Origin of the sequence: Marinovum sp. (assembly GCF_034669705.1) — a bacterium.
In the GTDB taxonomy this organism is placed as follows: Bacteria; Pseudomonadota; Alphaproteobacteria; order Rhodobacterales; family Rhodobacteraceae; genus Marinovum.
Window position 1 is genome coordinate 24,826 of the sequence record NZ_JAXMOR010000013.1, and the last position, 20,269, is coordinate 45,094.

18 protein-coding genes are annotated in these 20,269 nt (G+C 66.3%); 7 read left to right on the forward strand and 11 right to left on the reverse strand.

What is annotated here, in order from left to right; translation table 11 throughout:
* Positions 1–2: 2 nt before the first annotated feature.
* The 11 genes from VOI27_RS10995 to VOI27_RS11045 form a co-directional block, all read right to left on the reverse strand.
* Positions 3–827, reverse strand: a complete 825-nt coding sequence (locus tag VOI27_RS10995; protein WP_323765394.1) for a sugar phosphate isomerase/epimerase family protein — start codon at positions 825–827, stop codon at positions 3–5.
* Entirely contained in the window at positions 824–1,978 is a 1,155-nt protein-coding gene (locus VOI27_RS11000) for a dihydrodipicolinate synthase family protein (RefSeq protein WP_323765395.1), read from the reverse strand. Before VOI27_RS11000 ends, VOI27_RS10995 begins: the two co-directional genes overlap by 4 nt.
* A gap of 10 nt (positions 1,979–1,988) precedes the next feature.
* Positions 1,989–3,140: a Gfo/Idh/MocA family oxidoreductase gene (locus VOI27_RS11005; protein WP_323765396.1), complete on the reverse strand. Its 1,152-nt coding sequence runs from the start codon at positions 3,138–3,140 to the stop codon at positions 1,989–1,991.
* A gap of 234 nt (positions 3,141–3,374) precedes the next feature.
* Positions 3,375–4,037 (reverse strand): TetR/AcrR family transcriptional regulator, encoded by a 663-nt coding sequence (locus VOI27_RS11010; RefSeq protein ID WP_323765397.1) that lies wholly within the window; start codon positions 4,035–4,037, stop codon positions 3,375–3,377.
* 35 nt (positions 4,038–4,072) lie between these two features.
* A complete protein-coding gene (locus VOI27_RS11015) occupies positions 4,073–5,386 on the reverse strand; it encodes an enolase C-terminal domain-like protein (protein ID WP_323765398.1) in 1,314 nt (437 codons plus the stop codon).
* Positions 5,383–6,213, reverse strand: coding sequence for a sugar phosphate isomerase/epimerase family protein (locus VOI27_RS11020; protein WP_323765399.1), 831 nt, complete (start codon positions 6,211–6,213; stop codon positions 5,383–5,385). The genes VOI27_RS11015 and VOI27_RS11020 overlap by 4 nt, the downstream gene beginning before the upstream one ends.
* Positions 6,206–7,729, reverse strand: a complete 1,524-nt coding sequence (locus tag VOI27_RS11025) for a tripartite tricarboxylate transporter permease (protein WP_323765400.1) — start codon at positions 7,727–7,729, stop codon at positions 6,206–6,208. Before VOI27_RS11025 ends, VOI27_RS11020 begins: the two co-directional genes overlap by 8 nt.
* A complete protein-coding gene (locus VOI27_RS11030; RefSeq protein ID WP_323765474.1) occupies positions 7,726–8,211 on the reverse strand; it encodes a tripartite tricarboxylate transporter TctB family protein in 486 nt (161 codons plus the stop codon). Before VOI27_RS11030 ends, VOI27_RS11025 begins: the two co-directional genes overlap by 4 nt.
* An 85-nt stretch (positions 8,212–8,296) precedes the next feature.
* On the reverse strand, positions 8,297–9,316 hold the full coding sequence (locus VOI27_RS11035) for a tripartite tricarboxylate transporter substrate binding protein (RefSeq protein ID WP_323765401.1): 1,020 nt from the start codon (positions 9,314–9,316) through the stop codon (positions 8,297–8,299).
* Positions 9,317–9,431: 115 nt separating this feature from the next.
* Positions 9,432–10,673 carry an L-rhamnose isomerase gene (locus VOI27_RS11040; protein ID WP_323765402.1) on the reverse strand — a complete coding sequence of 414 codons (1,242 nt, stop codon included), beginning with the start codon at positions 10,671–10,673 and terminating at the stop codon, positions 9,432–9,434.
* Between the two features lie 21 nt (positions 10,674–10,694).
* Positions 10,695–12,797, reverse strand: coding sequence for a bifunctional rhamnulose-1-phosphate aldolase/short-chain dehydrogenase (locus VOI27_RS11045; protein WP_323765403.1), 2,103 nt, complete (start codon positions 12,795–12,797; stop codon positions 10,695–10,697).
* Between the two features lie 189 nt (positions 12,798–12,986).
* Here VOI27_RS11045 and VOI27_RS11050 point away from each other — a divergent pair, with 189 nt between their 5' ends.
* The 7 genes from VOI27_RS11050 to VOI27_RS11080 all read left to right on the forward strand — a co-directional run bounded on the left by VOI27_RS11050 (position 12,987) and on the right by VOI27_RS11080 (position 20,141).
* Positions 12,987–13,793, forward strand: a complete 807-nt coding sequence (locus VOI27_RS11050; protein ID WP_323765404.1) for a DeoR/GlpR family DNA-binding transcription regulator — start codon at positions 12,987–12,989, stop codon at positions 13,791–13,793.
* 38 nt (positions 13,794–13,831) lie between these two features.
* Positions 13,832–14,833: a rhamnose ABC transporter substrate-binding protein gene (rhaS, locus tag VOI27_RS11055; protein WP_323765405.1), complete on the forward strand. Its 1,002-nt coding sequence runs from the start codon at positions 13,832–13,834 to the stop codon at positions 14,831–14,833.
* A gap of 123 nt (positions 14,834–14,956) precedes the next feature.
* Entirely contained in the window at positions 14,957–16,480 is a 1,524-nt protein-coding gene (locus VOI27_RS11060) for a sugar ABC transporter ATP-binding protein (protein ID WP_323765406.1), read from the forward strand.
* A gap of 7 nt (positions 16,481–16,487) precedes the next feature.
* On the forward strand, positions 16,488–17,471 hold the full coding sequence (locus VOI27_RS11065) for an ABC transporter permease (RefSeq protein ID WP_323765407.1): 984 nt from the start codon (positions 16,488–16,490) through the stop codon (positions 17,469–17,471).
* Positions 17,468–18,454 carry an ABC transporter permease gene (locus VOI27_RS11070; protein WP_323765408.1) on the forward strand — a complete coding sequence of 329 codons (987 nt, stop codon included), beginning with the start codon at positions 17,468–17,470 and terminating at the stop codon, positions 18,452–18,454. The genes VOI27_RS11065 and VOI27_RS11070 overlap by 4 nt, the downstream gene beginning before the upstream one ends.
* Complete coding sequence (gene rhaM, locus VOI27_RS11075; protein ID WP_323765409.1) at positions 18,454–18,768, forward strand: L-rhamnose mutarotase; 315 nt, start codon at positions 18,454–18,456, stop codon at positions 18,766–18,768. Before VOI27_RS11070 ends, rhaM begins: the two co-directional genes overlap by 1 nt.
* The gene (locus tag VOI27_RS11080) at positions 18,765–20,141 is read left to right on the forward strand and encodes an FGGY-family carbohydrate kinase (RefSeq protein WP_323765410.1); all 1,377 of its coding nucleotides are present in this window, start codon (positions 18,765–18,767) and stop codon (positions 20,139–20,141) included. Before rhaM ends, VOI27_RS11080 begins: the two co-directional genes overlap by 4 nt.
* Positions 20,142–20,269: the final 128 nt, after the last annotated feature.

A 20,269-nucleotide genomic window follows, 5' to 3' on the forward strand; every position in this document is an offset into this window, starting at 1 on the left:
TGTCAGATCACCGGCAGCGCCGCGACCATGGCCTTGAGCACATCGTCGCCCGGCTTTGTCCACCAGTTCCCGGCCGAAAAGATCTCGACCTCGACCAGCCCGTCAAAGCCCTGTGCCTCGACCATCTGGCGGAAGGCGGGGATGTCGATCACCCCCTCGCCCATCATGCCGCGATCGGTCAGCATGTCCTGCGTCGGGTTCATCCAGTCGCAGACATGGAACGCGAGCAGACGCTCCTTGCCGGCGCGCTCGATCTGCGCCGCGATCTCCGGATCCCACCAGATGTGATAGACGTCGAGCGCCACGCCGATGCCGTCGCCCAGCTGGTCGCAGATATCCAGCGCCTGCCCGGTTGTGTTCACGCAGGCGCGGTCGGCGGCATACATCGGATGCAGCGGCTCGATGCCGATCTTGACGCCTTGCGTGCGGGCATAGTCGAGCGTCTTGCCCAACCCCTCGGTGACGATCTCGCGTGCGGCGACGATGTCTTTCGATCCCTCGGGCAACCCGCCGACCACCATGACAAGGCACTCCGCCCCGATGGCGGCCGCCTCGTCAACGGCCCGCTTGTTGTCGTCGATCACCTTCTGCGTCAGCGCGCCCTCGGCGGTGTACCAGCCGCCGCGGCAAAGCCCGGAGACGCCGAGGCCCGCGTCGCGGATCAGCTTGGCCGCGCGGTCCACGCCGCATTCCTGCAGCTTGTCGCGCCAGGGAGAGATGCCGCCGATGCCGTGGCGCTGGCAGCCCTCGATACATTCCTCGAGGCTCCATTGCTTCGACACCGTGGCGGTGTTCAGAGACAGGTCGGATGCGGTGAGCGTTCTCATGCCCCGATCCCCCGTGCCTGGAATACCGGCGTGGCACGGCGCACCACCTCGTCAGGGTCGGTAAACAGCTGGGCCGCATTGGCCAGCCGGATCGCCTCGGCCAGGTGGAGCGTCGAACGCGCGCTTTCCTGCCCGCCGACCATGGTGAAGTGATCCTGATGACCCATCAGGTAGGCCAGGAACACCACCCCGGTCTTGTAAAACCGTGTCGGCGCCTTGAAAATATGCCGGCTGAGCGGCACGGTCGGATCGAAGGTCGCGTGATAGGCCGCGTCGTCGCCCTCGGCCAGCGCGTTCAGCGCGCGACAGGCCGCACCCGCGATCGGATCGAAGATGCCGAGCAGCGCGTGGGAATAGCCCTGATCGTCGCCCTTGATCAGCTCGGGGTAGTTGAAGTCGTCGCCGGTATACATCAGCACGCCTTCGGGCAGGCGGCGGCGCATGGCGATTTCCTTTTCGGCCGAGAGCAGCGAGATCTTGATGCCGTCGATCTTGTCGGCGTTCTCGGCGATCACCGACAGGCAGGTGTCCATCGCCTTCATGTGGTCGGCGTCGCCCCAGTAGCCCGCCAGCGCCGGGTCGAACATCTCGCCCAGCCAGTGCAGGATTGCCGGCTGCTTGAGCCCCGAAAGCACGCGGCCATAGACCCGCGCGTAATCGTCCGGCGATTTCGCCGCCTGCACCAGCGCGCGGCTGGCCATCAGAATGACGCGCGACCCGGTGGCTTCCACCGCCTCGCATTGCATTTCGTAGGCGGCGATCACGTCGTCGACGGTCACGTCCGGCCCGGGCGTCAGGTGGTCGGTGCCGGCGCCGCTGGCGATCAGCGCGCCCTCTGGGGCCACGTCCATGCTGCGCTGGATCAGCTCGAGCGAGGTCGGCCAGTCAAGGCCCATGCCGCGCTGCGCGGTGTCCATTGCTTCGGCCACGCCAAGCCCCAGCGACCAGAGGTGCTGGCGGAAGGCCAGCGTGCGGTCCCAGTCGACGGCGACGCCATCGCCGGGGTCGACCTCGGCCAGCGGATCGGCCACCACGTGGGCGGCCGCATAGGCGGTGCGGGTCCAGCCGCCGCCGGGTGCGGGGACCGGGCCGGCGGTGATCTCGAGGGGCGCGGTGGCGCCGCCCGAGACGGGGAGGATCAGTTTTGCCATGTCAGCGCCCTCAGATGTCCAGCGCCGGCACGTCGAGCCAGCGGCGCTCTTCCGAGCTCTTGTAGCCCAGCTCGGCCAGCTGCACGCCCTTGGCGCCCTCTTCGAGGGTGTAGGACCACGGCGCATCCTCGACCACGTGGCGCAGGAACTGCTCCCACTGGACCTTGAAGCCGTTGTCGAAGTCCTTGTTGTCGGGCACTTCCACCCAATCCTCGAAGAAGTTCATGGTCTGCTTCTGGTCGGGGTTCCAGACCGGCTTGGGCGTATTGACCCGCGACTGGCTGTAGCAGGTGTGCAGACCGGCCACGGCGCTGCCATGGGTGCCATCGATGTGGAAGGTCACCAGATCGTCGCGGCGCACGCGGGTGCACCACGAGCTGTTCAGCTGGGCGATGATGTCGCCCTCCAGCTCAAACGTGGCATAGGCGGCATCATCGGCGGTGGCGTCATAGCGTTCGCCGTTCTCGTCCCAGCGCTCGGGAATGTGGGTCACGGCAGTGCAGTTCACCGCCTTGACAGGTGCCACGACGTTGTCGAGCACATAGCGCCAGTGGCAGAGCATGTCGGAGACCATGCCGCCGCCGTCCTGCTTGCGGTAGTTCCACGACGGGCGCTGCGCCTGCATCCAGTCGCCCTCGAACACCCAGTAGCCGAATTCGCCGCGCACGCTGAGGATCTTGCCGAAGAAGCCGCTGTCGCGCAGGCGCTTGAGCTTCAACAGGCCCGGCAGGTCGAGCTTGTCATGAACGATGCCGTTCTTGACGCCTTTGGCCTTGGCGTGTTTGGCGATGGCAATGGCCTCGTCGAGACCCTCTGAGACCGGCTTCTCGGAATAGACATGCTTGCCGGCGTCGATCGCCTTGCGCAGCAGGCCGGGGCGCATCTGGGTGCTGGCGGCGTCAAAGAAGATGGTGTCGTCGGGATTGGCCAGTGCCGCGTCGAGATCGGTGGTGTAGCGCTCGACGCCGTGTTGCGCGGCCAGCTCGGCGATCTTTTTCTCGTTGCGGCCGACGATGATCACATCGGGCACCAGACGGTCGCCGTTCTTGAGCAGCATGCCGCCCTGGTCGCGGATTGCCAGAACCGAGCGGATCAGGTGCTGGTTCATCCCCATCCGTCCGGTCACGCCATGCATGATGATGCCGATGCGTTGTGTAGCCATTGTCTCTTCCCTTGCTGTGTCTGCACATCCGCCGCCCGCTCTCCCGAGGCGGGCCGGTGGGCGGAATGTCTGGTTCCTACCGGATGGTAGCTCTTAAACTACCAATTAGTAGGTTACGTGATTCCTGTCAAGCATCGCCGTGCCGCCCTGCTCCGGAAAGCGCGGCACGCGGCCCGCCTTTGCCGCGCCCAAGGCGGAGCGGGACGGCCGTCGGACAAACGACAGGAGATGCGGTCAGGAGGTGGCGGGGTCGTCGGCCTTGAGGTAGCCGTTGATCATCATCGCAGCCTTCTCGGCGTGATCGGTCAGCCAGTCCTCGCCGATCGGCTGCTGGAACACCACCGACAGCGTGTGCATGTTGGAGATCGGGAACCAGCAGACCGAGGCGATGAAGATATAGAGCTCGACCGGGGTGATGCTGGCGCGGAACAGCCCCACTTCGTGGCCGCGGCGCAGAATCTCCTCGACCCGCCGCAGCAGCACCGACTGGATGTCGGCGGCATCCTCGAGCGTGCGCACCGTGGTGCCGCCCATCAGGTTCTCGGTGTTGAGCATGCGGATGAACCACGGATTGTTCCAGAAGTGGTTCATGGTGAACATCACCAGCGCGCGGATGGCCTCTTCCGGCGCCAGCGTATCGAGGTTGAGCGTCATCTCGCCCTGCCGGATTTGCACATAGGCCTCGCGCAGGGCAGCAGAATAAAGTGCGTCCTTGTCGCCGAAGTAGTCGTAGATCATCGGCTTGCTGACCCCGGCGCGGGCGGCGATGCGGTCGACCCGGGCGCCGGAGTGGCCGACCTCGCTGAATTCCTGCAGCGCGGCGTTGAGGATCGCGGCGCGTGTCACTTCCGGGTTGCGCTTGCGGTCCTTGCGGATCGGGGTCACTTGCTTGGCCATTCGCCCTCTTCACCTGTGATCAGACGCCCATCCTATCAGCCCAGACCCGGCCGTGCCAGAGAGCCGATCTCGACCCCGCCGCCCTTGATCCGAAGCACCACCCGGCCCTCCCGTTCCGCCAGCACGTCGCCATGCTCGGCCAGCAGCGCCGCGCGCTCTTGCGCCGGGGCGCCCTGCAGGCCGCCGGCGAAATGGTGGCCGTTGCGCTCCACGTCGCGCACCCCGCAGGCCGACATCATCGCCGCATCCTGCAGCCAGCAGATCCCCGGCTGGCAGGTCAGGTCCTCGCCAGAGAGATGCGCGCCGGCGGCCTCGGCCCGCGCCTTGTTGAGCAGCGCCCGCAACACGCCCTTGCAGCTCTTGATCGAGGTGCCGGACCAGCCAAGCTTGAGCGCGCGGGCAAAGGCATCCTCGCTGTCGTCGCTCTCATCGATGATCAGCGGCAGCGGCGCGGACACCTCGGTCTGCAGCGCGATCTCTCGCGGGAAGGGCTGTTCGACGAAACGGATCGCCGGATAGAGCCGGTCGAGTGCCCCGTCGCCGGCCAGTGCAGGCAGCAGCCGGTCGAAATCGCCGGGGGCGTATTGCTCGTTGGCGTCCAGCGTCACCGCGTAATCGCCACTCCGGTCGATCAGCGCCGCGATGTCGCGCAACCGCTTGTGGTCGGCGTCGGGGTCGCCCTTGAGCTTGATCTTGAAGGCGGAAATGCCGGTCTGGTCGATCACCTCCTCGAGCGAGACCGGCAGGCCATCGTCGGGCGCATCCGCGCCCACCTCGGCGCGCAGCAGCGGCGCGTCGAAGCCCACCGTATGGCGCAGCACCAGCCGCTCGGGCGCCGCGATGCGCGTCAGCGCGCGGGTCACGTCGTCGGCGCTCAGGTCCTCGGGGCAGCCGGCGGCGAGGCCGAAGGCATCCCCCTTGGCCGCCTGCCAGAAGGGCAGCTCCAGCGCCCGGCAGAGCGCGTCGATCACCGCCATTTCCACCAGCGAGGGGCCAAAGCCCAGCGCCAGGCGCGGCACCGCGGCATTGCGCGCCAGATCGGCCCGCAGGGCGCGGGTGATCTCCAGCGCGCTGCCCGCCTGCCCCGGTGCCGCCTCGACCGCGGCCGAGACCACCCGGCGCAGTTCGTCAATGGTGTCGGCGTTGCTCATCTCGGGCGCCTTGTTGAACCAGCGCGGCACCATCAGCTGCGCCGAGCGGCCCTCGGCCCGGCGGCCGTCGACCGCGATCTCGACGCGGCAATGCGCCTCGGCGGTCTCGCGCACCTCGGTGCTGCCGAACTGGAACGGCAGGCGCATCACCACCGGGCGCTCCGACCAGCTGGCAGACAGAATTTCGATGCGGGTCATTGGGCGGCCCTTTCATAGGCTTTCAAGGTGGCGATGCCGATTGCCGCGGTCACGCTGGCGTTGACGCGGCAGCGGAACGGCTCGACGCCGACGGGGCGGTCCCAGCCGGTGTCGCGCAGTGCCTTGATGATGTCGAAATGCGGATCGTCGCCCATGCCGGGCGCGCCGCGGTTGGTGTCATTGGCGTGGATGTGGCCGATCTGGCCGCCGGGCACCCAGCGCCGGATCAGCTCGGAGACCGGCGGCTCGGTCTGGCCGGCGGCGCTCATGTCGATCATGGTGCGGAAGGCCGGGCTGGCAATCGCCTCGGCCAACGCCAGCCCTTCGGCCACGGTGTTGACAGTGTTGTCCTCGGCCCGCGACAGCGGCTCGATGCAATAGGTCACGCCGCGCGCCTCGGCCTGACGGGCCACCGGGGTGAAGAAATCGGCCAGAAAGGCGATCAGCGCCGCGTCCTCCATGCCGCCGGGCCGCAGGCGTTGCCTGGGCGAGCCGTGGATCAGCACCGCGCCGCCGAGGTCGGCGCAGAGATCAACGAGGCCAGCCAGGATGTCGCGCGCCGCGCCCTGCCGCGCCGGATCGGTGATCGAGGCCTCCGGGTAGCCGCTCAACAGCCAGTGCAGCCCGGTGACCCGCAGCCCGGCGTCCTCGACGGTCTGCCGGATCGTGGCCACTTCGGAGGCACTCAGCCGATGCGGCGCCGCGCCGAGGGTGGCCGGCGCCAGTTCCAGCCCGACATAGCCCAGCTCGGCGGCAATCCGCGCCTGTTCGGCCAGCGGCTTGCCTTCCTCGGCCAGAAGCTCGTTGCACAGCGTATACTCAAGCACCGCGCCGCGCCTCGAACCAGCGCAGGGGCGCCATCGCCACCCGCCGCACCGCCGGCAGGTTCAGCGCGATCGACAGCACGATCAGCGCCACGAACCCCGCCGACACCGGCCGCGTGAAGAACGGCGCCAGCTCGCCATCGCTCAGGGTCAGCCCGCGGCGCAGGCTCTTGTCGAGCAGGTCGCCGAGGATGATGCCCAGCACCAGTGGCGCCATCGGATATTTCATCTGCCGCAGCAGGAAACCCACCAGCCCGAAGAACACCATGATCCAGATGTCGAAGATCCTCTGGCTCAGCGCATAGGTGCCGATCACGCAAAGCACGAAGACCACCGGCATCAGGTAGGCATAGGGCACCTTGAGCACCTGCACGAAGGCCCGTGTCAGCGTCAGCCCGTAGAAGGCCATGAACAGCGTCGCGATAACCACCATGGCGCTGATCAGCCCGATGAAGTCCGGCTGCTCGATCATGATCAGCGGACCGGGCCTTATGCCGTGGATGAAGAGCGCCGCGATCAGCACAGCCGAGGACGCCGAGCCGGGCACCGCAAGCGTGATCGCCGGAATAAGCGAGCCGGGCACCACCGCCGAGTTGCCGGTCTCGGCCGCGATCAGCCCCTCGTGGCTGCCATGGCCGAACTTCTCCTTCTCCTTCGAGGTCTTGCGCGCGGCGGCATAGCTCGCCCAGGCGCCGATATCCTCGCCCACGCCGGGGATGATGCCGACCATGGTGCCGATCAGGCCGGAGCGCGCGATGGTGAACTTGTAGCGCCACAGATCGACCAGGTCTGGCAGCGTCTTGTCGCTCTTGTCCTTGGTCATCGCCAGCTGCCCGGCGCGGTTCCACATCGCGGTCAGCACCTCGGCAAAGCCGAAGGCCCCGACCATGGCCGGGATCAGCGCGATGCCGGCATTGAGGTCCTGCACCCCGAGGTTGAAGCGCACATGGGCGTGGATGCCCTCGGAGCCGATCATCGCCACCGCAAGGCCCAGCAGCCCGGCGATATAGCCCTTGAGCGGCGTGGTGTCCGCGGTCAGCTGGCCAGAGATCAGCACGCCGAAGACCGCCAGCCAGAAGAACTCGAAACTGCCGAAGTTGAGCGCGGCCTCGGCCAGCGGCGGCGCCACCAGCACCAGCATGAAGACCCCCGCCAGGGTGCCCAGCGCCGAGCCGGCGGTGGCCAGCCCCATGGCGTAGCCCGCCCTGCCCTGTTTCGCCAGCGGATAGCCGTCGAGCGAGGTCGCGGCGCTGGCCGGCGTGCCGGGGATGTTGAGCAGGATGGCACTGCGCGAGCCGCCGTAGATCGCACCCACATACATGCAGACCAGCACCAGGATCGCGGTGGTTGAATCCAGCGAATAGGTCAGCGTGGTCATCAGCGCCACGCCCATGGTCGCCGTCAGCCCCGGCAGCGACCCCACGATGATGCCCAGGAGCGTCGCCCATGCGGCGTGAAACAGCATCTCGGGCGTGGCCAGCGTGCCCAGCCCGGTGATCAGATCGCCCAGCCCGCTCATGGCAGACGCACCAGGAAAAGCTCGCGGAACAGCAGCGACGAACCCAGCGCAATCGCCAGCCCCAGCGCCAGTGCCGAGGCGGCGGCGATCAGCTGCGCCCGGCGCGCGCCATCGAGCGGAAAGGAAAACAGCAGCGCAAAGGCGCTGGCAAAGAGGAAGGTGGCCCAGAAATACGGCAACCAGCCCACCAGCCCCAGCGCATAGACGGTGCAGATCGCGCCGGTCAGGCCGAGCCGCGACCACGAGCCGCCGACCAGCACCAGTGCGTCATTGCGCGCCGCGGATTTGAACGACGACAGGAACAGCAGCGCGGCGCAGAGCGCCAGCAGCACGCCGAGGATCATCGGCACCAGTCCGGGGATCGAGGCGGGGTGGATCTGGCGGATTTCGAGCCGGTCCATCGTGTAGCCGCCAGAGAGCAGCGCCAGCCCCAACAAAAAGAGTGCAACCGCCGTGAGACGGTCGGCCAAGGCCATGTGCATGAGGGTCACCTTCAAGTCTGCCGGAGCGCACTCCGGTCGCAACGGGATCCGGGCGCAGCCGAGGGGGCCGCGCCCGGACCGCAGATTATTCAGCCGGGCAATCGATGCCGATGTCGGACGGGCTGACCACCGCTTCGCCGCGGGTGACGCGGGCACAGGCCTCGGCGATCACAACCGGCATCGCCTTTTCAAGCGCGGCCTCGCCGTAGCTCGGGGCAAAGACGGCACCGCGGTCGGTGGCATAGGATTTCAGCGCATCGCTGGTCATCACGTGATCCTGCCAGACCTGATCGACGGTGTCATAGACTTCCTGCGGCGCGCCCATCGGGATGAAGACGCCGAAGTAGTCGGCCGCGACGTGGAAATCGGGCATGAAGTCGGTGATCGGCGGCACCGGGTCGATGCCCTCGACCTCGAGCGCGGTGTCGGACAGCACGGTCAGCGCCCGCAGGCGGCCGGCGCGGATCATCTCGGTTTGCTCCACTGCCAGCTGGGTGGTCACCTCGACCTCGCCGCTGGCCGCGGCGATCACCGCCGGGTTGCCGCCGTCATAGGTGATCATCCGTGCGCCAGAGAGATCACCCTCGGCGCTTTCCTTGATCGCCGCCAGCGCCATGCCGCCCGAGGAGTTCACCCCGGCGGTGCCGACGGTGACAGAGCCCGACTTCATCGCCTCAAGCAGTTCGGGGAAGGTCTGGTAGGGCGCATTGGCGTTGACGCTGACCACCGGCACATTCGCGACGTGCAGGTAGATGTGGTAATCCTCGATCGAGGTGTCCTCGATCAGCCCGGTCACCGCATAGGTGGCGTTGTTGGCAATCGCATTGGCGGTCCAGGTATAGCCGTCGCGCGGCGCGTCGAGCGCGGCCTTGGTCCCGGTCGAGCCCGAGGCCCCCGGCTGGTTGACCACCACGACCTCGGTACCCAGCGCCTCTTCGAGAATCGGGGCGACGACGCGGGTCACCTGGTCGGTCGAGCCGCCGGCCGACCACGGCACGATGATGTTGATCGGACGGTCGGGTTTCCAGCTGTAATCCTGGGCGGCAAGCGGCGCGGCAAAGGCGCTGGCCGCTGCAACAATGGCAATGGTCTTAAGGGCGGGCATGATATCTCCTCCGTTATCTACCATGTAGTAGGTTAGGAGGCAGCGCGTGGCCTGTCAAACCTTTTGGCCCCTTGCGTCAAAAGAAATCGCCGCCCCGAGGGGCGGCGATCATGTCCTATCCGCGGCTGGCGACCGAGGCCTGATATCGGTCGAGCGTCTCGATCAGCGCCAGCCCTTCGGGCACCTCGGCGCGGGCACAGAATTCGGCCCAGACCGCGCCATAGGGCAGGTCCTTGATCTCTTCGGTCAGCAGGAACCGGCGGGTGTAATCCATCCCGGTTTCCGCCGCCCTGAGCCGGTCGAGCGGCAAGAGCAGCGCGCGCATCAGCGCCTTTTGCATGTTGCGCGTGCCGATCACCCAGGCGGCGGTGCGGCTGATCGTGGCGTCGAAGAAATCGAGCCCGATATGGGTCCGCCCCAGCAGGTCGCCGCTGACCAGCTCGTTGGCCATCGCCTGGATGTCATCGTTGAGCAGGATCACATGGTCGCTGTCCCAGCGCATCGGCCGGCTGACATGCAGCAGGATCTCGTCCACTGACAGCGCCACCGATGACAGCTTGTCGGCGACATTCTCGGTCGGGTGGAAATGCCCCATGTCGAGACAAAGAGCCGTGCCCTTGCGGATCGCGTAGCCCATGTAGAACTCGTGGCTGCCCACCGTGCAGGCCTCGACGCCGATGCCGAAAAGCTTGCTTTCCACCGCATCGAGCATCTGCGCCCGGTCCTGCGCCGGGGCCAGCATCTCGTCGAGCGACGCTTCCAGACGCCGCCGCGCCGCCATCCGGTCCACCGGCACGTCCTTGTAGCCATCAGGCACCCAGATGTTGTTGACGCAGGCCGAGCCCAGCGCGGCCCCCATCTTCGCGGCGATATCACGCGACCGCTTGCCATGCTCGATCCAGAAGTCGCGCACGCCTTTGTCGGGGTGCGACAGCGTCAGGTTGTCGTCGGCCTTTTCATGGGCAAAGAACGTCGGGTTGAAATCCAGCCCGACGCCCGCGCCCTTGGCCCAGTCGACCCAGGGCGCGAAATGCGCATATTCGATCTCGTCGCGGTCCGGGGTCTGATCGCTATCGAGATACATCGCATGCAGGTTCAGCCGGTGCGACCCCGGGATCTGCCCGTAGGCGAAATCCAGGTCGGCGCGCAGCTCGTCTGGCGTGCGCGCCCGGCCCGGATGGTTGCCGGTGGCCTGTATGCCGCCACCGGAACTGCCCGTGCGCGTCTCGAAACCGACCACGTCATCGCCCTGCCAGCAATGCATCGAGATCGGGATGGTCCCGAGCCGCGCCAGCGCCGCCTCGACGTCGACGCCCCAGTCGGCAAACTGCGCCTTGGCGCTCTCATAGGTGCTCATGGTTTCTCCTCCCCTGCCCGCTCAGCGCGTGAACGCCTGAACGTTGCCGGCATCGACATTGAGGATGTTGCCGGTCGACTTCGCCGAGAGGTCCGAGGCGAGGAAATACGCCGCCTCGGCGATATCCTCGGGCAGCACCGAGCGTTTCAGCATCGAGCGGTTGCGGTACATCTCCTCAAGCCCTTCCTTGTCGGTGCCATAGGTGCCGGCGCGCTGTTCCAGCCATTCGCCTTCCCAGATCTTCGAGCCGCGCAGCACCGCGTCGGGGTTGACCACATTGACCCGGATGCCCGCCTCCGCGCCTTCCAGCGCCAGGCAGCGCGCAAGGTGGATTTCCGAGGCTTTCGCCGTGCAATAGGCGCTGGCGTTGGGGCTGGCGGCAAGGCCGTTCTTGGAGGCAACAAAGACGATGGCACCGCCCATGGCCTGCACCCGCATCAGCTTGAAAGCCTCGCGGCTAACGAGGAAATAGCCCGTGCTGAGGATGTCCATGTTCTTGTTCCACAGCGCCAGCGAGGTCTCCTCGACCGGGGCCGAGGACGCGATGCCGGCGTTCGACACCAGAATGTCGACCCCGCCGAACTCGACCGCGATTTCTGCATAGGCGCGGGCCACGGCGGTCTCGTCGGTGACGTTCATGTTGACGGTCCGCACCACATCCTTGCCGAAGCGCTGCGTCAGGTTGGCTTGCGTCGAGGCCAGCGCCGCGTCGTTGATATCGGCCAGCATCACGCAGGCCCCTTCGCGCAGGTAGCGCTCGGCGGTCGCCGAGCCGATGCCGCCTGCCCCGCCGGTGACCAGAGCCACCCGGCCGGCCAGCGATTTCGGCTTCGGCATGCGTTGCAGCTTGGCCTCTTCCAGAAGCCAGTACTCGATGTCAAAGGCCTCCTGTTCCGGCAGCCCGGTGTATTCGCTGACCGAGGACGCGCCGCGCATCACGTTGATCGCGTTGACGTAGAACTCGCCCGAGATCCGCGCCGTGGCCTTGTCCTTGGCAAAGGTGATCATGCCGACGCCGGGCACCAGATAGACCACCGCGTTGGGGTCGCGCAGCGCCGGGCTGTCGTCATGCTTGCAGCGCTCATAATAGGCCTTGTACTCCTCGCGGTAGGCCTCGATCTGCGCCGGCAGTCCGGCCAGCACCTCGTCGAGGTTGCCTTGCGCAGGATCGAAATTCACCACCAGCGGGCGGATCTTGGTGCGCAGGAAGTGGTCCGGGCAGGAGGTGCCGAGCGCCGCCAGCGGCTCCATGTCGTTCGCATTGACGAACTCAAGCACCGCGTCGCTGTCGTTGAAATGACCGACCATATGCTGGTTGCCCGAGACGAAGCCGCGAATGGCGGGCATCAGCCGCGCAGCGACGGCGCGGCGCTCTTCTTCCGTCAGGCTCTGGTGCTTGGCACCGCCAAAGGCCGCAACGCCCTCGGTCTTCTCGCCCAGCCACTTGGTGGCGGTGTTGATCACCTCGATGGTCTTGTCATAGCAATCCTTGGCGGTGTCGCCCCAGGTGAACAGCCCGTGGCTCTCCAGCACGACGCCATCGGCCTCGGGGTTTTCCTCACAGAACTTGCCCAGCCAGAGACCCAGCTCGTAGCCCGGCTTCTTCCACGGCAGCCAGCCGATGCTGTCGCCGAAGATCTCCTGTGTCAGCTCCTTGGAATTCTTCGACGCCGCAATCGCGATGATCGCGTCGGCATGCACGTGATCGACATGCTTGCGCGGCACATAGGCGTGCAGCGGCGTGTCGATCGAGGCCGCGCGCGGGTTCAGCCGATAGGTGCAATGCGGCAGGTAGCCCACCATCTCGTCCTCGAACGCGACGCCGCGATAGAGCCCCTTCAGCGCCTCGAGCTTTTCCTGATAGAGCGTGGCAAAGCCGTCCATCTTGATCGAGCCGATATCGCCGCCCGAACCCTTGACCCAGAGCACCTCGACCTCCTGGCCGCTGAGCGGGTCGGTCTCCATCACCTTGGCCGAGGTATTGCCGCCGCCATAATTGGTCACGCGCTTGTCGGCTCCAAGGATGTTCGAGCGATAGAGAAGCAGCTCCGATTCGCTTTTCCCGGCCGCCTCGGCCTCGTCCCAGCGGTTCTCAAGAAGCTGCGTTTCAACGGTTTTCAGCATGGTGTCCTCCCATATGGCGCCGCGCGCCCTGCATGATGGCTTGCGCCGGACACTGCTGCGTCGCGCCGCTCAAGTCAATCATTTTCGATCATGAATAATCATTCTGCGCCGCAGAATGATTGTTTCTGATTATTTTTGATTGACAGAAAGCCGGGATTCGCGGATTGTGAGCCACCAAGGGAGGCCGCCATGCACGAGACAGAACGCCACAGGATCATTCTTTCCGCCGTCCAGGATCGCCCGATGGTGACGGTGGCCGACCTGTGCAACCTGACCGAGGCGTCAGAGGCCACGATCCGCCGCGACATCGCCGCCCTGCACATGCAAAAGAAGCTGCGCCGCGTCCGTGGCGGCGCCGAGGCGATCAGCCCGCCGCAGTTCGTGGGCCTTGCCGGGCGGCCGTTCTCGGTCAACCAGACGATGCGCGCCAAGCAGAAGCAGGCGATTGCCCGGGCGGCGGTCGACCTTTGCGAAGATGGCGACTCGATCATCATCAACGGCGGCACCACCACGTTCCAGATGGTGCATCCGCTGGCGTCGCGCCGGTGTCAGGTCTTTACCAACTCGTTCCCGATCGCCGAGCACCTGCTGAAGCATTCCAAGAACACCATCATGCTCTCTGGCGGCGCGATCTACCGCGAGCAGAACATCATCCTGTCGCCCTTCGACAACGACGTGACCCGCAATTTCTATGCCCGCCGCATGTTCATGGGGGCGCAGGGGCTCGGGCCCATCGGGCTGATGGAGGCCGACCCGCTGCTCATCCAGGCCGAACAGAAGCTGATCGGCCAGGCCGACGAGCTGGTGGTGCTGGTCGACAGCACGAAATTCGACAACCGCTCCAGCCTGGTGCTCTGCCCGCTGGGGCGGATCGACACGGTGATCACCGACGAGGGCATCACCGACAAGGCCGCCGCCATGCTCGAGGCGGCCGATGTGACACTGATCGTCGCGCAATCGGGCGCGGCGCAGGAAGAGGACGAAGCGGCCTCGTAAACCGCCTCACCATTCGTGTTTTCAGGGAGGAAACCATCATGAAACGACGCATTTTCACCAAACTCGCCATCGGCCTCAGCCTCGGCGCATCGCTCATGGGCACATCCGCCATGGCGCAGGACAACATGCGCATCGCGCTGGTGGTCAAGGCGCTCGGCATCGGCTTTTTCGAGGCCGCGCACAAGGGCGCCGAGGAAGCCGCCGAAGAGCTCGGCAATGTCGAGATCATCTATACCGGTCCGACCGACACCACCGCCGAGGGCCAGATCGAGGTGATCAACTCGCTGATCGCACAAGGCGTCGACGCCATCGCCGTCTCGGCCAATGACACCGACGCGCTGGTGCCGACGCTGAAGAAGGCGCAGCAGCGTGGCATCACCGTGATCTCCTGGGACTCGGGCGTCGCCGAAGAGGGCCGTCAGGTCCATCTCAACCCCTCGTCCAACCCGCTGATCGGCAACATGATCATCAAGCTGGCCGCCGATCACATGCCCGAGGGCGGCAAGGTGGCGCTGCTCTCGGCCACCACGACATCGACCAACCAGAACATCTGGATCGAGGAGATGACCAAGGTGATGGGCGACTATCCCGCCATCGAGGTGGTCTCGACCGTCTATGGCGACGATCTCGCCGACAAGTCCTATCGCGAGGCGCAGGGCCTGATGCAGTCGCACCCCGATCTCGACGCGATCATCGCGCCGACCTCGGTGGGCATCGTGGCCGCCGCGCAGGCCGTCGAAGACGCCGGCAAGATCGGTGAGGTCAACGTGACCGGCCTCGGGCTGCCCTCGGAAATGGCGGGTGCCATCGAGAGCGGCGCGTCGAAGAGCTTTGCCATCTGGAACCCGATCGACCTCGGCTATTCGGCGGCGATGATCGCCCATGCGCTGGCCTCTGGCGAGGCCACGGCGGAACCGGGTGCCGAGATCTCCATCGGCCGGATGGGCACGATCACACTGGACGAGACGAACTCTGCTGCGATGGCAGACCCCTTCGTCTACGACAGCTCGAACATCGACGACTTCAAGTCGATCTTCTGATTTCGCCACGCCGGCGCGTGTCGACAGGCCGGGGGCTGCGCCCCCGGACCCACAATATCAACCGGGGGTCTTTGCCCCCGGCTCCCCTCAGGAATACTCTTAGCCAGAAGAAGGGCTGACCGGATGTTGATGCAGGCCGAAGCCACCACCATTGCCATGACGGACACCCCCGTGCTGGCGCTCGACGGGATCACCAAGAGCTTTCCCGGCGTCAAGGCGCTGGATGGTGTCTCGCTGCGGCTCTATCCCGGGCAGGTGACCGCGCTGATCGGCGAGAACGGTGCCGGCAAATCCACCGTGGTCAAGACGCTGACCGGCATCTACCAGCCCGACGGCGGCGCGATCCTGGTCGACGGGCAGCCGACCCGCTTTGCCACGGCGCAGGACGCGGCCGATGCCGGGATCACCGCGATCCATCAGGAGACCGTGCTCTTTGACGAGCTTTCCGTCGCCGAGAACATCTTTCTCGGCCATGCGCCGCGCGGCCGCTTCGGGCTGATCGACTGGGCCTCCATGGAGCGCCGGGCGCGCGAGATCCTGTCGGGCATCGGCGCCGAGATCGACCCGGCCCACAAGCTGCGCGACCTCGGGATTGCCAGCAAGCACCTGGTGGCGATCGCCCGCGCGCTGTCGATCGACGCCCGCGTGGTGATCATGGATGAGCCCACCGCCGCGCTGTCGCACAAGGAGATCGAGGAGCTTTACGAGCTGGTCGAGACGCTGAAAGCGCAGGGCAAGGCGATCCTCTTCATCAGCCACAAGTTCGACGAGATCTTCCGCATCGCCGACCGCTTCACCGTGTTTCGCGACGGCCAGTTCATCGGCGACGGGCGGATTGCCGATGTCACCGAGGCCGATCTGGTCAAGATGATGGTCGGCCGCGACGTCAGCCAGATTTTCCCCAGCCGCGCGGCCAACCCCGGCGCCGAGGTGCTGCGCGTCGAGGGCATGTGCCATCCGACCGAGTTCGCCGACATCGGCTTCAGCCTGAAACGCGGCGAGATCCTCGGCTTCTACGGGCTGGTCGGCGCCGGGAGGTCGGAGTTCATGCAAGCGCTCTTCGGCATCACCAAGCCCTCGGCCGGGCAGGTCCATATCGAGGGCGCGCCGGTCGCCATCCACTCGCCCGCCGACGCGGTCGAGGCCGGCATCGTCTATGTGCCCGAGGACCGTGGCAAGCAGGGCGCGATCACCGCGCTGCCGATCTTTCAGAACGTCACCCTGCCCTCGCTGGGCCGCACCTCGAAGAACGGGTTTCTGCGGCTGGCCGAGGAATTTTCCCTTGCCCGCGAGTACACCCAAAGGCTCGACCTGCGGGCCGCCTCGCTCGAGACCGAACTGGGCACATTGTCAGGTGGCAACCAGCAGAAGGTGGTGATCGCCAAGTGGCTGGCGACCCGGCCCAAGGTGATCATCCTCGACGAGCCGACCAAGGGCATCGACATCGGATCGAAGGCCGCGGTGCATGAATTCATGGCCGAACTGGCCGCCGAGGGGCTGGCCGTCATCATGGTCAGCTCGGAGATCCCCGAAGTGCTCGGCATGTCGGACCGCGTCATCGTGATGCGCGAAGGCCGCATGGCCGCCGAGCTCGCGGGTGACGAGTTGACCCCGGAAACGCTTGTCCGCCACGCGGCGGGGATATGAGGACGCGATGCTGCAACGATTGATAACCTCGCGCGAGGCGCTTTTGCTGGGGGCCATCGCCGTGCTGCTGGCGCTGATCGCCACCCGCTTTCCGGGCTATGTGACGCCCGCAAACCTGGCGGATGTGTTCAATGACACCTCGCCGCTGATCCTTCTGGCGGTGGGCCAGATGATCGTGATCCTGACCCGCTGCATCGACCTTTCGGTGGCCGCCAACCTGGCGCTGACCGGCATGGTGGTCTCGATGCTCAACCTCGCCTTTCCCGGCCTGCCGGTGGCGGTGATCCTCGTGGTCGCGGTGACCCTCGGCGCGCTGATGGGGATGTTCAACGGCCTGCTGGTGTGGAAGCTCGACATCCCGCCGATCGTGGTGACGCTGGGCACGATGACCATCTTCCGCGGCATCATCTTCCTGATTTCAGACGGCAAATGGGTCAACAGCCACGAGATGTCGCCGGCCTTCAAGGCTTTCCCGCGGGCCGAGTTCCTCGGGCTGCCGGTGCTGAGCTGGACCGCGATCCTTGTGGTGATCCTCTTCACCGTTGTGATGTCGCGCACCACGCTGGGCCGGGCCGCCTATGCCGCCGGGGGCAATCCGCATGCCGCGACCTATACCGGCATCGACGTCGGCAAGACCCAGTTCTGGGCCTTCACGATCTCGGGCGCGCTGGCGGGGCTGACCGGCTATCTCTGGGTGTCGCGCTATGCGGTGGCCTATGTCGATATCGCCGGCGGGTTCGAGTTGGACGTGGTCGCCGCCTGCGTGATCGGCGGCATCTCGATCGCCGGCGGCATCGGCTCGGTCGGAGGCGCCCTGCTCGGCGCGCTGTTTCTCGGCGTGATCAAGAACGCCCTGCCGGTGATCAATGTCTCGCCCTTCTGGCAGCTCGCCATCTCGGGCGGTGCAATCATCATCGCGGTGGTGGTCAATGCACGCGCCTCGCGGACCAAGGGCCGGATCATCCTCAAATCAGCGGAGCAGGCAGCATGAGTGACACCACCCGTTTCATCCCCGACCGGCTGCAATCGCCGCTGCAGCAACGGCTGAAAAGCTGGGAGTCGCTGCTTCTGCTGGTGGCCATCGCGATCTTTGTCGCCAACAGCTTTGCCTCGCCCTACTTCCTCAACGCCTGGAACCTGAGCGACGCCACCTTCAACTTCACCGAAAAGGCGATGATCGCCTTTGCCATGGCGCTCCTCATCATCTCGGGCGAGATCGACCTTTCGGTCGCCTCGATCATCGCGCTGGCCTCGACCGCCATGGGCGCGGCGCTGCAGATGGGCGCGGGCACGCCGGCGCTGGTGCTGGTGGGCCTCGGCACCGGGCTGATCTGCGGCGCCTTCAACGGGGTGCTGGTGACCCGGCTGGGCCTGCCGTCGATCGTGGTGACCATCGGCACCATGAGCCTGTTCCGCGGCATCAGCTATATCGTTCTGGGCGATCAGGCGTTTCGCGGCTACCCGGCGGATTTCGCCTTCTTCGGGCAGGGTTACGTGTTCTGGGTGATCTCTTTCGAGCTGGTGCTCTTCGCGGTGCTGGCGCTGATCTACGGCGTGGTGCTGCACAAGACCAACTTCGGCCGCGCGGTCTATGCCATCGGCAACAACCCCACCGGCGCGCTGTTTTCCGGCATCCGGGTGGCGCGGGTCAAGTTCATCCTGTTCCTGCTGACCGGGCTGATGGCCGGCGTCGCGGCGATCTGCCTGACCTCGCGGCTGGGCTCGACACGGCCGTCGATCGCCGTCGGCTGGGAGCTTGAGGTGGTGACCATGGTGGTCCTCGGCGGGGTCAACATCCTTGGCGGATCGGGCTCCATTCCCGGCGTGGTGATCGCGGCCTTCGTCATGGGGATGGTGACCTTCGGACTGGGGCTCTTGAACGTGCCGGGGATCGTGATGTCGATCGTGATCGGCGCGCTTCTGATCGGGGTGATCGCCCTGCCGCGACTCTGGAAGATGTGGAAGACACGGTAATGCAGAAATACGCCTTCACGATGCAGCTCAACCCGGGCTGCGAAGAGGAATACCGCCGCCGCCACGATGCGATCTGGCCGGAGCTGGTGGCGCTGTTGAAGGACGCCGGCGTGTCGGATTACTCGATCCACCTCGACCGCGAGACGGGGGTACTCTTCGGCGTCCTCTGGCGGACCGACGATCACAAGATGGACGCCCTGCCCGCGACCGAGGTAATGCAGAGATGGTGGGCGCATATGGCCGACCTGATGCAGTGCCACCCGGACAACGCGCCGGTGGTGAAAGAGCTCGAACCGATGTTCCACATGCCATGACACAACGCCACGTCGCCGTCATCGATATCGGCAAGACCAATGCCAAGCTGGCGCTGGTGGGGCTCGACGACCTGTCAGAGCTTGCCGTGTTGACCCGGCCCAACCGCGTGCTGCCCGGCCCGCCCTACCCGCATTTCGATGTCGAGGGACATTGGGCCTTCCTGCTCGACGGGCTGGCCGAGTTCCATGCCGCCCATGGCGTCGATGCGATCTCGATCACCACCCATGGTGCCTGCGCCGCGCTGATCGATGCCGAGGGCGGGCTGGCCGCGCCGATCCTCGATTACGAACATGCCGGGCCCGAGGACATGGCCGAGGCCTACGACGCGCTCCGCCCCGATTTTGCCGAGACCGGCGCGGCGCGGCTGGCCGGTGGGCTCAACATCGGTGCGCAATTGCACTGGCAGTTCGAGACCGATCCGGAGCTGAAGGCGCGCACCCGCACCATCGTCACCTATCCGCAATACTGGGGGCTGCGGCTGACCGGTGTCGCGGCCACCGACGTGACCTCTTTGGGCTGCCACACCGACCTGTGGAACCCGCATGAGGGGCGGTTTTCGTCACTGGTGGAAAAGCTGGACATCGCCGGCAAGATCGCCCCGGCGCGCCGCTCGGCCGAGGTGCTGGGGCCGCTGCTGCCAGAGATCGCGGCGCGCACCGGGCTGCGCCCCGACACCCCGGTGCATTGCGGTATTCATGACAGCAATGCCTCGCTCTTGCCGCATATCCTGTCGCAAGAGCCGCCGTTTTCAGTGGTCTCGAGCGGTACATGGACGATCTGCATGGCGATCGGCGGCACGCAGGTGCCCCTCGATCCCACGCGCGACGTGTTGATCAACGTCAACGCCCGTGGCGCGCCGGTGCCGTCGGCGCGCTTCATGGGCGGGCGCGAGCATGACCTGGCGATGGGCGGTCCCTACCCTGAGCCGACCTCGGCCGAATTGCAGCAGGTGCTGACCTCCGGCGTGATGCTGATGCCCGCGCTGGCGCCCGAGACCGGGCCGTTTCGCGGGCAGGTCGCGCGCTGGATCGGCCCCGAACCAGAGGCCGGCAGCGGTCGTCGCGGCGCGGCGGTGGCGCTTTATCTGGCGCTGGTGACGGCGCGCTGTCTCGAGCTGATCGGCCATCGGGGCGAGATCATCGTCGAGGGGCCTTTTGCCCGCAACCGCGCCTACCTGCAGATGCTTTCGGCCGCGACCGGCAGCGCGGTACGTCCGATGCTCAGCGCCACCGGCACCAGCCAGGGCGCGGCGCTTCTGGTGCGCGATGCCACCAGCCCCCTGCCCCCCGCGACGCGGCAAAGCCTGCAGGCCGGCGACTGGACCGCGCCGATGGCCGGCTACGCCAAGGCCTGGCGAAAGGCCTGCGGCTGAGGTGTCGCGCGCCGCGGTAAGGCTTATTTGTCACGCTGTCTGACGAAGGCGCCACAGGGCGCTGGTCTTGGCACGTCTGCCGACCTAGACTCTCCCATGACGGGTGAATCCGGAATACCGGACGCCCG

Bases quoted from the DNA above. Each gene is read 5' to 3' on its own strand.
- VOI27_RS11045 (WP_323765403.1), bottom strand. From the start codon at position 12,797: ATGCTGAAAACCGTTGAAACGCAGCTTCTTGAGAACCGCTGGGACGAG.
- VOI27_RS11035 (WP_323765401.1), bottom strand. From the start codon at position 9,316: ATGCCCGCCCTTAAGACCATTGCCATTGTTGCAGCGGCCAGCGCCTTT.
- VOI27_RS11015 (WP_323765398.1), bottom strand. From the start codon at position 5,386: ATGACCCGCATCGAAATTCTGTCTGCCAGCTGGTCGGAGCGCCCGGTG.
- VOI27_RS10995 (WP_323765394.1), bottom strand. From the start codon at position 827: ATGAGAACGCTCACCGCATCCGACCTGTCTCTGAACACCGCCACGGTG.
- VOI27_RS11000 (WP_323765395.1), bottom strand. From the start codon at position 1,978: ATGGCAAAACTGATCCTCCCCGTCTCGGGCGGCGCCACCGCGCCCCTC.
- VOI27_RS11080 (WP_323765410.1), top strand. From the start codon at position 18,765: ATGACACAACGCCACGTCGCCGTCATCGATATCGGCAAGACCAATGCC.
- VOI27_RS11060 (WP_323765406.1), top strand. From the start codon at position 14,957: ATGTTGATGCAGGCCGAAGCCACCACCATTGCCATGACGGACACCCCC.
- VOI27_RS11005 (WP_323765396.1), bottom strand. From the start codon at position 3,140: ATGGCTACACAACGCATCGGCATCATCATGCATGGCGTGACCGGACGG.
- VOI27_RS11070 (WP_323765408.1), top strand. From the start codon at position 17,468: ATGAGTGACACCACCCGTTTCATCCCCGACCGGCTGCAATCGCCGCTG.
- VOI27_RS11010 (WP_323765397.1), bottom strand. From the start codon at position 4,037: ATGGCCAAGCAAGTGACCCCGATCCGCAAGGACCGCAAGCGCAACCCG.
- VOI27_RS11065 (WP_323765407.1), top strand. From the start codon at position 16,488: ATGCTGCAACGATTGATAACCTCGCGCGAGGCGCTTTTGCTGGGGGCC.
- VOI27_RS11030 (WP_323765474.1), bottom strand. From the start codon at position 8,211: ATGCACATGGCCTTGGCCGACCGTCTCACGGCGGTTGCACTCTTTTTG.
- VOI27_RS11040 (WP_323765402.1), bottom strand. From the start codon at position 10,673: ATGAGCACCTATGAGAGCGCCAAGGCGCAGTTTGCCGACTGGGGCGTC.
- rhaM (WP_323765409.1), top strand. From the start codon at position 18,454: ATGCAGAAATACGCCTTCACGATGCAGCTCAACCCGGGCTGCGAAGAG.
- rhaS (WP_323765405.1), top strand. From the start codon at position 13,832: ATGAAACGACGCATTTTCACCAAACTCGCCATCGGCCTCAGCCTCGGC.
- VOI27_RS11025 (WP_323765400.1), bottom strand. From the start codon at position 7,729: ATGAGCGGGCTGGGCGATCTGATCACCGGGCTGGGCACGCTGGCCACG.
- VOI27_RS11050 (WP_323765404.1), top strand. From the start codon at position 12,987: ATGCACGAGACAGAACGCCACAGGATCATTCTTTCCGCCGTCCAGGAT.